Source organism: [Clostridium] colinum (assembly GCF_940677205.1).
Classification (GTDB): Bacteria; Bacillota; Clostridia; order Lachnospirales; family CAG-274; genus Tyzzerella; species Tyzzerella colina.
Genome location: NZ_OW712331.1, coordinates 480233 through 493172, shown reverse-complemented (window position 1 = coordinate 493172; position 12940 = coordinate 480233). Strand labels below are relative to the sequence as shown.

The window sequence follows — 12940 nt, the reverse complement described above, 5'->3', positions numbered from 1 at the left end:
GTTTACATATAAAATTTTTTATAGGGCTTTTTATTAGTTGCATTTGTTTTTTATCTTCTTTTATTATTTGTGCTCTCCTATCTTGCCCTACTAAAATTATGATTTTATTTTGTACTAGTTTTTTAATAATAATGCTTATTTGTTTTATAGGCTTTTATATGTCATATAATAACCTTAGTATAAAGTTACTTATACCAATTAAAAAATTTTATTATATAATATTGCTAACCATTTTATAAAGTTTTTGGTAAATTTATTACTTTATTTTCAATATAAAATTTAGCTATTTCTAAATCTATAGGGTTATCTATATCTAAAGAATGATATTTGTCCATTATATAACCATACTTATTGTCTTTTAAATATCTATCATTATTTATATCATTAGTATAATTTATATATATAGCTCCATTTAAAATATAATATTTTTCCATTTCCTGTCTTAAACTTATATCACTTTCTATTAATGGAGTTATTTTATTATCATTACTTATACTTCTTATTAATGTAGGATTTTTATCTGTTTCTGTAATAGATAAAATACTTGGTAAATTATTATTTATAAGCATTTCTAATGCTTCATCTATATGTTGGTGTGTTCTAAATGGTGATGTAGGTTGAAGTAAAATAATTATATCATAAGTTTCTCCAACATCTTTTAATCTTTTTAAAGTATATACTATAGATGTTATAACATTAGAGTTATCTTCGGCTAAATTTTTAGGTCTAAAAAATGGAACTTCTGCACCATATTGTTTTGATATTTTAGCAATATCTTCTCCATCTGTACTTACTAAAATTTTATCTACATAGTTACTTTTTTTAGCTGCATTTATAGTATATGATATTAATGGATTTCCTGCTAAATCTATTATATTTTTATTTTTTATTCCTTTACTTCCTGCCCTTGCTGGTATAAAAGCTAAAACTTTTTTATTATCTATCATTTTTTCACCTTAAAAATTAATATTATAAAACTTTTTACTACAATCAACATTTTTATTTAAAAATTGTTTTATTAAAAATACTATATTTTTACAAGTATCATTCTTTTCATATGGATTTTTGCAATTTTTAATTTCATTTCTAAATTCATGACTTAAAGCTTTTTCTATTGCTTTTTTTATTTCACTAACTTCAACTTTACAATTAATAACACTGTCACAAGTAATTCTACCTTTCTGTCTAATACCAATATTTACTGTTGGTATACCAAATGATGGTACTTCTATTATGCCACTAGATGAATTTCCTACAACTGCATCTACATACTTTATTGCACTAAAGTATTTTATTTGCCCCATTGTGTCAAAAGCTATTGCATTTTTATTTTTATCAACATATTCATCTATCATATCATTAATAATTCTTCCATCTGTATCTGCATTTGCTTTAGTAAAAATAACATTAATATTTTCTATCCTATTAATAGCGTCTAAAATACTTTTAAATTGCTCCTTAGAAGATATACTTTCTAATGTAACTGGATGAAATGTTACAACAATTGTATTTTTTTTAATATTAAAATTAATACTTTCTTCTAATTCTTCTTTACTTAAAAGTTTTAATTTTTTTACATTTTCTGTACCTATAGCTCCTACATTAAATACATATTCTGGTATCTCACCTAATTGTATAACCCTTCTTCTATATTCTTCAGTACTAGTAAAATGTATATGACTCATTTTTGTTATACAGTGTCTTATAGTATCATCAATAGCACCTTCTGTTATTTCTCCACCATGTAAGTGAGCTAATTTTATATTATTAATCATAGCAGCTATAGACACAGCTAAAATTTCATATCTATCACCTAATATAACAACTATATCTGGATTTAGTCTTTGAAATACTTCACCAAAACTTATAATAGCAAGCCCAATAGATTTATTTATTCCTATTTTAGTATCCGAACTTAAAAGCATTTCAACTTTTTCATCTATAAAAAATCCATCTCTTTCTATATTTTTATATGTAAGCCCAAATTCACTTGATAAATGTGCTCCTGTTGCTACTAATTGTAATTTAAGGTCTTTATCATTTTTTATTTCTTCCATTATTGGCTTTAATAAACCATATTCAGCCCTTGAACCAGTTACAATACATACTTTTTTCATTACAGTTCAATCCTTTCATCTGTAACAAAATCTCTTTTTGCAGTTTTTCCTAAAACTTCGTACCATTTCATAGGAGATAAGCCATCACCTGGTCTTTTTATAGCCATATTTTCTTGTGTAAATTTTTCTCCTTTACATATATTACATTTTGCTACAATACTTTTTCTTGCTATAGTAATATTTTTTTGTTCAGATTTAGATGGAGCTTTTATACCTGTCCCCATAGCTTTTTCAATATTTCTAATACTATTTACCATTTGTCTTAATTCATCTGGCTCTAAACTTGCCTTATGGTCTGGACCTTCAAAATTTTTATCTAATGTAAAGTGTTTTTCTATTATAGTTGCTCCTAGTGTTACTGCTGCTATAGCTACTTCTATACCGTCTGTATGATCAGAATATCCAATTGGTAAATTTAATTCTTTTTCCATTGTTTTTATTGCTAATAAATTTACATCTTCCATAGGTGTTGGATATTCTGTATTACAATGTAAAACTGTTATATTTTTCCTTTCATTTTTATTAAGTATATTTATAGCCTCTTTTATTTCTTTTAAATCACTCATTCCCGTAGATAAAATTATATTTTTATAAACTTTAGCTATCTTTTCTAAATATATTAAATTAGTTATTTCTCCAGAAGGTATCTTGATAATATCTACTCCTAATGTTTTTAATAAATCAATACTTTCTATATCAAATGGTGATGATAAAAACTTTATATTTTCTTTATCACATATTTTTTTTAAATAAATATGGTCTTCTTTAGATAACTCTAACTTTTTTATCATACTATATTGAGTATCATCATTTTTAGTATTTTTTATTTGGTATTCTGCTTTTTTTGCATCTTTAGATACAAGTAAATCAGCTTTAAATGATTGAAACTTTACTGCATCAACACCTGCTTTTTTTGCTTCTAAAATCATTTTTTCTGCAATATCTAAATTTCCATTATGATTTACACCTATTTCTGCAATTATAAATACACTCATAAAATTATCCTTTCTTTAAATTTAATCTACTACAATATAAAATTAGTAACTATTTTACTTTACCATACAATTTACTATTTTCTATAACATTTCCTATAACTAAGCTACTAGCTCCTATAATACTATTTCTACCTATTGTCAATTGTTGCTTTATAGTAGTCCCTGCCCCTATAAATACATTATCATCTACTTTTATATTTCCGCATAATATTGTACCAATAGATACATGTGAAAATTCTCCAACAATACTTTCATGCTCTATTATCGCCCCAGTATTTATTATAGCCATATTACAAATTTTACAATCTGCACCTATAACTGCTCTTTTACCAATAAATATCCCTTCACCTAATTTAATATTATTAGATAAAATAGCTGAATTATCTATTATATTAGGTATTTTATATCCTATTTCTTTAACCTTTTTATATAATATATTTCTTACATTAGAATCTCCCATATATCCAATACAAATAAATACATTTCTTATTCCCTTATTGTAAAAATTTATTAAATCATCATCTGTTCCTAAAACTTTATATCCTTTATATACTTGTCCCAATTTTTCTTTTTTATCTAAAATACCATATATTTTATACTCTTTATTATTTTCTATACTATCAATAACACTTTTACAATGACCTCCAAATCCTATTAACAAAATATTTTCCATATATTATGTTTCTAACCTTTCTTTCATTTTTTTCATTTCATCAAATTGACCCATATCAAGCCAATAATTTTCATTTAAAATATAAGTTCCTGCTTTTTTACCTTTCTCAATACATTTTTCTATTATATCTGTAATATGAATAAAAGTGTTTTCAGGTACGTATTCCATAAATTCAGGTTCTATAATATATATGCCTGTGTTTACTATAAAAGATATTTCAGGTTTTTCTGTTATTTTTAATATATCACCTTTTTTATCTATATCTATGACTCCATAAGGTAAATTTTGGTTTTTTTCTATACAAATCATTGTTACTATATTATTGTTTTTTTTATGATATTCTAAAATTTTAGAATAGTCATAATCTATTAATACATCACAATTAGTTAAAAATGTTGTTTCTTTTATTTTATCTTTAATAAGAAACAATCCACCACCTGTACCTAGAAAATTTTCTTCATCAATAAAATCTATATTTTTGTTTATTTCATAAAAATATGTTTTTATAAAATTTTTTTTATAATTTACAATCATATAAAATTTTTCACAACCATATTTTTCAAAACTATCTATAATATGCTCTGTAATTGTTTTTTCTCCTATTGGTATTAAAGGTTTTGGTAAAATATTAGTATAAGGTTTTAATCTTGTACCTTTTCCACCTGCCATTATTATAACAGGTACATTTATTTTATTAAATTCTTTATTATTATCATTTAAAAATTCAATATCTATTATATTATTTTTTTCATCTAAAATTGGTAAGCTTATAATACTATTTTCCTCCATATACTTTTTATAATTTATATTAGAATTTTTATATACATAATGAGGAGTATAGTTTCCAATATTTTTTATTACGTTATTTAAATCTTTATTATTTATAATATATCTTCGTATATCTCCATCTGTTACACTTGCTAAAAGCTTTTTATCTTCACAAATAAAAACTATTCCTTTACCATTTTTATCTATCTTTTTTAAGACATTTAAAATAGTTTCATTTTCCGAAACAATATAATAACTTAAATCCATATTTCACCTCAGTTATTTTCTATTTCTTTTATTTTAGAACAAACATATAAAACTTCTTCATATGATAAATTAGAACTACAAGGAATATTTACTATTTTATCATAATAATAATTAGCTTTTTCTATTTTATAACATTGACAATTTTTATACGGTATTAATGTATGAATAAGTTTCCAAATAGGTCTTGATTGTATTTTATTTTTTTCTAATTCTTTAATTAATATGTCCCTTTTGTCTGTTAAATATGAATAAAACCAATAATTTACTCTACAACTTTCATTAAATTTCAATAATTTTATACTGTTTTTATTATATAAATTATAGTTTTCTTGTTTTACTTTAATAAACTTTTCTAAATTTTCTAATTGTCCTAAACCTATAGCAGCTTGTACATTTGTCATTCTATAATTATATCCTATTTCATTATGAACAAAATATACTTCATCATCTTTAGCTTGTGTTGATAAATATTTTATTTTGTTAATAATTTTTAAATTATTAGATACTACCATACCTCCCCCACCAGTTGTTATTATTTTATTACCATTAAATGAATATATTCCTACATCTCCTATTGTTCCAGAGTAACTACCTTTATAAACTCCTTTTATATAAAATGTACCTAAACTCTCTGTTGCATCCTCTATAACTTTAAGATTATATTTTTTAGCAAGCTTCATAATTTTTTCCATATTACACATATTGCCAAAAATATGAACTGCTATTATAGCTTTTATATGCTTATTAGTTAATTTATTGATTAATTTACCATCTTTAAATATACATTCATTTTCACAAAACTCTTCTAATTTTTCTACATCTAAACAAAGGCTATCATCACAATCCATAAATATAGGTGTTGCTCCTATGTATTTTACTGGATTAACTGCTGCAATAAATGTAAGTGTTGGAACAATTACTTCATCATCTTTTTTTACATCAAGTGCTAATAAAGCTAAATGTATTCCCGCTGTACCACTTTGACAAGCTGCTGCATATTTACATTTTGTATACTTAATAATATTATTTTCAAATTCTGTTATAAAACTTCCTGCTGTCGATACCCACTCAGCCTCTAAAGCTTTTATTACATATTCTATCTCTTTACCTTTAATATTAGGAACTGATAATGGTATAAATTTATTCATATTTTACCTCCTTAAAGGGATTAATTATATATTATAAACATCTATCTTATACCTATCCATATTTTCCTTTATCCATTGTACAGTTTCTTGTATACCTTGTTTAAACGTATAACTCATATCCCAATCTGTCAATTCTTTAATTTTTTTATTATCCCCCCACAATCTGTTAACTTCACTTTTTTCTGGTCTTAATCTTTGTTCATCACATATAATTTTGGCATTAGGATTTATTTGATTTATTATTTCATTTGCAAGTTCTCCTATTGATATTTCTTGATTAGATGCAATATTTATTTCTTGCCCAATAGTATTTTTAGATTTAGCTATTTCATAAAATCCTTTTACTGTGTCCTTTACGTAGTTAAAATCTCTTGTAGGTAATAAGCTTCCCAATTTTATTTCTTCTTTTCCAGCTAAAAGTTGTGTTATAATTGTTGGTATAATAGCTCTCGCTGATTGTCTTGGTCCATAAGTATTAAATGGTCTAACTATAGAAATTGGCATATCAAAACTTCTATAAAAACTTTCTGCTAATCTATCTGCTGCTATTTTTGTAGCAGAATATGGTGATTGCCCTTGATATGGATGGTTTTCATCTATTGGTACATATTTTGCTGTTCCATAAACTTCAGATGTTGATGTTATTAAAACTTTTGATATATCAAAATCTCTACAAGCCTGTAAAATATTTAAAGTTCCCTTTATATTGGTATCCACATATGAATCTGGTGAATGATAACTAAACGGTATTGCTATAAGTGCTGCTAAGTGAAATACTTGATCCATACCTTTTACAGCTTCTCTAACACCATTAGGATCTCTAATATCTCCAGAAAAAATCTCTATTTCATTTAATTTATCCTTAGATAAAGTATCAAGCCAACCCCAACTATTAAAGGAATTGTAATAAGTAAAAGCTTTTATATTATAACCTTTTTCTATTAAATATTCAACTAAATGGCTTCCTATAAAACCATCGGCTCCCGTAATAAGTGCTTTCATAAATAATTTTTCTCCTTTTAATTAAAATACTTTAATAAAAATATAAATATTTATATTTAAGTATATAATACTATTTATTAATTATTGTATCAAAAATTTATAAATTATTAAAGTATAATATTTTATACTTTATTGTATAATATTTTTAAATTAAATAAAAATATTATAACTTAAATGTAATAAAAAATATAATAAATTACCTATATTTTAACAGATTTTTTAAATTTTTAAAACCATTAAAATATAGGTATCCTTATTTTTAATATTAACTTTTACTAGCTCTAGCTATTTTCATAGCTTCTTTCCAAGTATCTCTAAATAATCTTAAATATTCTAATATTTCATTAACTATATCTATATCTTTTTTCATATTAGCTTGTGTAAGTCTTCTATGCATATAATCATATGCAGCATATAATTCATGAGATATATCATAATCCATATTTAATGTTAATTGTAATTCTCTAACTATATCTTTTGTTCTTTGTAACGCTTTATTAGCTGCAAAAAAATCCTTTTTTTCTATTGCTACAATTGCTTGATTTGCAAATTTTACAGCACCATTATATAACATTAATGTTAATTCTTCTGGTGTAGCAGTATTTATTGAATTTTCTTTTATTTTTGCATATGGATTATTATACATTTTTTTCACTCCTTAAATTAACTTTTTTTATCTATTATTAATCCTACCATTTCTTTTATTTTTGCAGCCAAATCTAAGCTTTCTTCAGATGGCAACTCTCTTATAACATCTCCGCTTTCAGAATCTTTTATTTTTACAATAACTCTATTAGTTTTTTCGTGTATATCATATGAAAATTCTTTATTAACTAATTTAAATTTTTCATTTAATTCATCTACTAATTTATCTAATCTTTCTTTGCTAATTCCATTTTTTTCAGAAGAACTATTATTTTCTTTATTATCAACTTTATTATGTTCTTTGTTATTGTTTTGATTTTTAATATTATGAGATATTTCATTAGTAATATTATTTGACGTGCTATAAATTTTATTATTAACTTCCATTTTAATAACCTCCATTTTATCTGGAGCTATCAAATAAATTGCCTTTTATTGTATTTTCATATATTCCTAAATAACTATTATTAACTTTAGATATATTTTTCAAATTTTTTATTTCTTTTTTTAGCAAATTAAAAATAGACTCCATTATTTTATTTTTTTCTTTATCTAATTTTGTAATTTCTTTAATAATTAAATCATTAGTTTTAATAATATTATTAACTTCCATATTATTTATATTATTAAATTGTAATTTTATTTTATTTATATCATCTTGAATAGAATTAAGTTTATCAAACATTTTTTGTCTATTATCTAAATAATATATTATTCTATCTACTTCATCTTCAGAAACCTCAAATAATTTTCCCTGTGTATATTTATAAATATTGTTTAAAACTTCTTGTTTTTGTTTTAATAGTTCTATATAAATATCAATATTCATAAATCACCTCTTTTATTGTCCACTCATGCCTAATATAGCAGCCATCTGATTATTTTTTTTGGTCATAGCTGCTTCCATTTTTGAAAATAACTTAAAGTAATATATTTCTTTATTTTGTAATCTTTCTCTTTCTTCTGATAATTTCTTTGTTATTTCTTTTAATTCCTTTGTTAAATCATTATTTGTAGCAGACGTTGTTCCTTTTATACCTGCTTTTTGTCTTAAATAACCTTTACTACCGATAGCATCATTAATATCTTTTTTAATACTATCAGCTATACCATTACCAGATTTAGTAAATAATTGTTTTACTTCATCTCCACGTTCTTGCAAAGCTTTTCTAAGTTTTTCTTCATCTATCTGAAGTTTTCCACCGTCATTATAATTTTTAGTTGTAGTTATTCCTATTTCATGTAAAGATATAGTTTTTCCGCCTATATCTACTGATTTATAAATATTATCTCTAAGACTAGTTAAAAAATTATTTAAATTTTCATCTTTATATAAAAGTCCTTTTTTAGCTTGCTCTTCATATTTTTTTATTTGATCATCACTTAAAGCTTTTTTCTCTTCATCTGTAAGTGGCTCATAATATCCATATTTTCCAGATCTAGGTCTATTTTCAGTAAAAGCATTATTAAATTCAGTTACTAATTTATTATAATCATCTACAAATTCTTTTATTTTCTTAACTGCACCATCTACATCATTAGTAGCAGACATATTAACTTTACCAGTACCATTGATAGTAAAGCTAATACCATTCATAGTAACATCATTTGATGGACGTGTTGTTTTGATACCATCTATTTCAAACTCTGCATCTTGCCCTTTAATATATTTTGCATTGCTTTCTTTATTTTCTACATCTATTTTAGTAATATTTTTAAGAAAATCTTTTGTAGCTTGGTCATTTATTTGTATATTACCACTTGATCCACTTTGTGAAGATTGTAATGTAAATCTATTAGTTACTTCATTAAAGCTAATCTTTACGCCACCTTCACTAGAATTAACTTTATTCATTAATGATTGTATTGTGTCATCTTTATTTATAACAACATCTTTTCCACCAAAATTTAACTTAAATTCATCATTACCACTAGTAAATAATTTTTCAAATTCCTGACCAAAAACATTAGATAATTTAGAATTTAACCCTACACTTGTACTACTATTTTTAAACCCTACTAATTCTACACTTCCTGTTGGATTAAGTATTTGTTGTTGAGAAGATCCATTAACTTTAATATCAACAGTAGTTTCTGATGATTTAGAATTATTCTTAATAACTAAATCACTACCTTCTCTACTTATAGAAACATAAGAGCTTAAATCCTTTTTTTCTGTTCCTCCTAGTTTTGTAGCCTCTTTTAGAGCTTTTTGTATCTTTGCTAATTTTTTATCTTCTGTATTATCTTCTGAGCTAAAATCTACTTTAGCTGTATAGCCATCTATTGTTATTTCAAAACTTGTAGCATTTGAATCTAATGCACCATTATCTTTAAAAGATACTCCTTCTGTTCTTTCTTTACCTTCAGATACACTTAAAGAATGTCCTTCTCCAGCTGCTTTAAGTACAAGTTTTCCATTTTCATTAGATGCTACTACTTTTTGGTTTCCATCATCTGTTGTACCAAATGCTTGTTTTACTTTATCATTAAAAACTTGATCTAATTGTTTTCCATTTATTTCATCTTTTGTTATTTTTATTTCTTTTGTAACACCATCTAAATTTAGATTTAAACTAATATCACCATATTTATTAATTATATTTGTAATATCTGATATACTTTTATCTGTTATTATATTAGTAGAAATGTTACCACCTGTTAAAGTTTCTGTTTCTGCTTTTTGTATAACATTTATGTTATAATTACCACTATTAGATGTATTATTTATTTTTATAACATTACTATCCAAACCTGTGTTAGCATCTTTTACGCTATTAGTATAGTTATTCCAAAATGAATTATATCCAATATTATTAGATACACTAGTACCTAACCATTTATCTTGAAAACTTTGCATAGATGTTATTAATTTTCCAAATGCCTCTTGTTCCCAAGTAACACTTATCTTTTCTTTTTCAAGTCTTTTATATTTAGCACCTTCTGCTTGCATCAATTTATCAATCATACCGTCTATATCCAATCCCGATAGACCTGTTACACGATTTGCATTTGATGTATATATAGCCATTATTATCCCTCCAAAATAAAAATATCTTCTATAATTTTATCGACATAAAATATAGTTTAATTTATAGCTTTTCAAGATTTTCATTTAAATCTTGTACTATTTCTACTATTTCATATTCAACTATATCTGCTACTAAATTAAAGTCACCATTTTCTACACCTTCTAATATTTCTTCTAATTGTGATTTTAAATTATCTTCAATTATACTAAAACTATCATTTATAATAACTAACCCTTTAATACAATAACTTATTCCCTCTAGCATATTTAATAAATTGTCAATATTATTATTATTTCTTATTTCATTTATAATATTTTCTATTTCATTATTAACTTTATTAATATACTCTTTTATATTAGGTATAATTTCTTCTTTTTCTATTTTATCCATAATATATCTCCTTAGTCAGTATAACCCATTTCTTCTTTTGCCATTTCTATTATTTCACCAACGGCTTTATCTATACTAGTATATAACTTTTCATTCATAATAGCAAAGTTAATTTTTTCATCTTCATCTTCATCTATAATAAAATAACTTTGTATTTCATTAGTATAAGAACTAATTAAAGATTTTATAATATCATTCTTCTTTATTTCAATATCTATATTATCTAACCTTTCTATTATTAACTGGTTATTTTTTATTTCTGATTTTCTTACATTTTCTAATAATTCTTTTGAAATACAACTCGCTTCTTTTAATAATTTTTTCATTTTTTTTAATTCATTATATACTTTTTTAACTTTTGACATAGCAATAAGTTCATTTTCTTCTTCAACTAGGACTTTATTTTTATTAAAAATACTGTTTATTATATTTTCTACATCACAAAATTTTTCTTTGCAATAAATATCTATACATTCTTGTAAAGTACTAGTTTCTGCTCCTTCTATAGCTAGCCCACCTTCTGTAGCTTGTATTAACTTAACTCCATAAGGTAATATTTTAGTATATTCATCAAATCCTTTTTTATATATTTTGAATGCTTCATTAACATATACTGTATTACCATATATATCTTTTTCTTTTATTCTATAATGATGGTAAGATAAGTATTCTTTTGTTGCTTTATGAACAGTTCCATCTGCATGAATTTTTTCTTTTGTCCAACAAAAATCTTGTCCGATTAATATTATTTCAGATGCTCCAAAAAATCTTGCTATATCCGTTGAAAAAAATGAAACTGTTCCACAACCATATGTTACATCATCTTCAACAAAATTTTCTCCTATTACTTCTTTTAAAAACTCATAATCATCTTTTAAACTAATTATTTTATTTGCTCTATGAGATAGTAACAATTCTTTATTGGCATCTTTTGTACATATTATAGGTATATTTTTTTCAAATTCTTTTATTCCATACTGCCTACTATCTATAGTAGTAAGAAAATTAGGCTTTATATTATTTTCTTCTAAAACTTTAGCTGCAGAAAATGCACTAATAATACAAATCTTACCTTGTATTTTTTTTAATAATTTAACATTCTTATTTAATGAAGGACCTGCTCCAACCACTATTATTGGCTTATCTTTAAATATATTTTTAAAGTCTTCTAATTTATAGCAATTAAAAATACTTCTTATATTTGCAAAATTATTCCTTGCCCAATCTAATTTAAATGAATCTATTGTAACTAAATTAGACCTATAAATCTTTATAAATTCTAGACAATCTTCCATAAATTGTTTATATTCTTTTATATATAAATCTTTATATACTGGTATATACTGTACATCATAATCACCAACACTATAAAATAATTGTAAGTTTTCTAAATTTTTTAAATTTTCAAAAAAAATAAAAACTTCTTTATTTTCTAATATATTACTTATATCTATGTTTTTCATAACTATATCAAACATATCTAAATCATTTTCATAAATAAGTAATGTGGCTTTATTTTCTAACTTTTTTAATAATTCTTGTATATGATAAGATAAACCAAATCCAAAAATAAGAATAATTGTTCCATAATTAATATTCTTCATATTACTATAATATTTTTCTGCTTCTTTTTTAGGGTTATATTTACTATTTAAATATACTTTTTTATTATCTATTTCAATTCTAAGAGTCTTATCTCCACTTTTGCAATCTTCTAATACATTTTCATATTTATTTTCTTCTATTTCTACATATTTTCCATATCTTTTTTCATACGCCTTTATATTATTTTTATAAACTTCCTTGTTCATTATTTTACCTCCTTATAATTATATATAAGGGCTAGATTTTCTAGTCCTTATATATAATTATAAGGACTAGAAAATCTAGCCCTTATATATAA

13 protein-coding genes are annotated in these 12940 nt (G+C 23.7%); all 13 read right to left on the bottom strand.

Features of this window, described 5'->3' with window-relative positions; translation table 11 throughout:
- Positions 1-233: 233 nt before the first annotated feature.
- The 13 genes from NBW53_RS02465 to NBW53_RS02405 all read right to left on the bottom strand — a co-directional run bounded on the left by NBW53_RS02465 (position 234) and on the right by NBW53_RS02405 (position 12848).
- Positions 234-947: an acylneuraminate cytidylyltransferase family protein gene (locus tag NBW53_RS02465; RefSeq protein WP_250278541.1), complete on the bottom strand. Its 714-nt coding sequence runs from the start codon at positions 945-947 to the stop codon at positions 234-236.
- Between the two features lie 9 nt (positions 948-956).
- Entirely contained in the window at positions 957-2117 is a 1161-nt protein-coding gene (gene neuC, locus NBW53_RS02460; protein ID WP_250278540.1) for a UDP-N-acetylglucosamine 2-epimerase, read from the bottom strand.
- On the bottom strand, positions 2117-3112 hold the full coding sequence (gene neuB, locus NBW53_RS02455) for an N-acetylneuraminate synthase (RefSeq protein ID WP_250278539.1): 996 nt from the start codon (positions 3110-3112) through the stop codon (positions 2117-2119). The genes neuC and neuB overlap by 1 nt, the downstream gene beginning before the upstream one ends.
- Before the next feature lie 49 nt (positions 3113-3161).
- Positions 3162-3785: an acetyltransferase gene (locus tag NBW53_RS02450; RefSeq protein ID WP_250278538.1), complete on the bottom strand. Its 624-nt coding sequence runs from the start codon at positions 3783-3785 to the stop codon at positions 3162-3164.
- A gap of 3 nt (positions 3786-3788) precedes the next feature.
- The gene (locus NBW53_RS02445) at positions 3789-4820 is read right to left on the bottom strand and encodes a sugar phosphate nucleotidyltransferase (RefSeq protein WP_250278537.1); all 1032 of its coding nucleotides are present in this window, start codon (positions 4818-4820) and stop codon (positions 3789-3791) included.
- A gap of 8 nt (positions 4821-4828) precedes the next feature.
- Positions 4829-5968 carry a LegC family aminotransferase gene (locus NBW53_RS02440; RefSeq protein WP_250278536.1) on the bottom strand — a complete coding sequence of 380 codons (1140 nt, stop codon included), beginning with the start codon at positions 5966-5968 and terminating at the stop codon, positions 4829-4831.
- A 24-nt stretch (positions 5969-5992) separates the two neighbouring features.
- Positions 5993-6970 carry an NAD-dependent 4,6-dehydratase LegB gene (locus NBW53_RS02435; protein ID WP_250278535.1) on the bottom strand — a complete coding sequence of 326 codons (978 nt, stop codon included), beginning with the start codon at positions 6968-6970 and terminating at the stop codon, positions 5993-5995.
- A gap of 265 nt (positions 6971-7235) precedes the next feature.
- Positions 7236-7616 (bottom strand): flagellar export chaperone FliS, encoded by a 381-nt coding sequence (gene fliS / locus NBW53_RS02430; RefSeq protein WP_250278534.1) that lies wholly within the window; start codon positions 7614-7616, stop codon positions 7236-7238.
- A 17-nt stretch (positions 7617-7633) separates the two neighbouring features.
- Positions 7634-8002, bottom strand: coding sequence for a flagellar protein FlaG (locus NBW53_RS02425; protein ID WP_250278533.1), 369 nt, complete (start codon positions 8000-8002; stop codon positions 7634-7636).
- Positions 8003-8018: 16 nt separating this feature from the next.
- Complete coding sequence (locus tag NBW53_RS02420; protein ID WP_250278532.1) at positions 8019-8444, bottom strand: hypothetical protein; 426 nt, start codon at positions 8442-8444, stop codon at positions 8019-8021.
- 12 nt (positions 8445-8456) lie between these two features.
- Positions 8457-10646: a flagellar filament capping protein FliD gene (fliD, locus tag NBW53_RS02415; RefSeq protein WP_250278531.1), complete on the bottom strand. Its 2190-nt coding sequence runs from the start codon at positions 10644-10646 to the stop codon at positions 8457-8459.
- Between the two features lie 61 nt (positions 10647-10707).
- Positions 10708-11037, bottom strand: a complete 330-nt coding sequence (locus NBW53_RS02410) for a hypothetical protein (protein ID WP_250278530.1) — start codon at positions 11035-11037, stop codon at positions 10708-10710.
- 11 nt (positions 11038-11048) lie between these two features.
- Complete coding sequence (locus NBW53_RS02405; RefSeq protein WP_250278529.1) at positions 11049-12848, bottom strand: motility associated factor glycosyltransferase family protein; 1800 nt, start codon at positions 12846-12848, stop codon at positions 11049-11051.
- Positions 12849-12940 lie beyond the last annotated feature (92 nt).

Coding starts and splice junctions, on each gene's coding strand:
- NBW53_RS02465 (WP_250278541.1), bottom strand. CDS start 947: ATGATAGATAATAAAAAAGTTTTAGCTTTTATACCAGCAAGGGCAGGA.
- neuC (WP_250278540.1), bottom strand. CDS start 2,117: ATGAAAAAAGTATGTATTGTAACTGGTTCAAGGGCTGAATATGGTTTA.
- neuB (WP_250278539.1), bottom strand. CDS start 3,112: ATGAGTGTATTTATAATTGCAGAAATAGGTGTAAATCATAATGGAAAT.
- NBW53_RS02450 (WP_250278538.1), bottom strand. CDS start 3,785: ATGGAAAATATTTTGTTAATAGGATTTGGAGGTCATTGTAAAAGTGTT.
- NBW53_RS02445 (WP_250278537.1), bottom strand. CDS start 4,820: ATGGATTTAAGTTATTATATTGTTTCGGAAAATGAAACTATTTTAAAT.
- NBW53_RS02440 (WP_250278536.1), bottom strand. CDS start 5,968: ATGAATAAATTTATACCATTATCAGTTCCTAATATTAAAGGTAAAGAG.
- NBW53_RS02435 (WP_250278535.1), bottom strand. CDS start 6,970: ATGAAAGCACTTATTACGGGAGCCGATGGTTTTATAGGAAGCCATTTA.
- fliS (WP_250278534.1), bottom strand. CDS start 7,616: ATGTATAATAATCCATATGCAAAAATAAAAGAAAATTCAATAAATACT.
- NBW53_RS02425 (WP_250278533.1), bottom strand. CDS start 8,002: ATGGAAGTTAATAATAAAATTTATAGCACGTCAAATAATATTACTAAT.
- NBW53_RS02420 (WP_250278532.1), bottom strand. CDS start 8,444: ATGAATATTGATATTTATATAGAACTATTAAAACAAAAACAAGAAGTT.
- fliD (WP_250278531.1), bottom strand. CDS start 10,646: ATGGCTATATATACATCAAATGCAAATCGTGTAACAGGTCTATCGGGA.
- NBW53_RS02410 (WP_250278530.1), bottom strand. CDS start 11,037: ATGGATAAAATAGAAAAAGAAGAAATTATACCTAATATAAAAGAGTAT.
- NBW53_RS02405 (WP_250278529.1), bottom strand. CDS start 12,848: ATGAACAAGGAAGTTTATAAAAATAATATAAAGGCGTATGAAAAAAGA.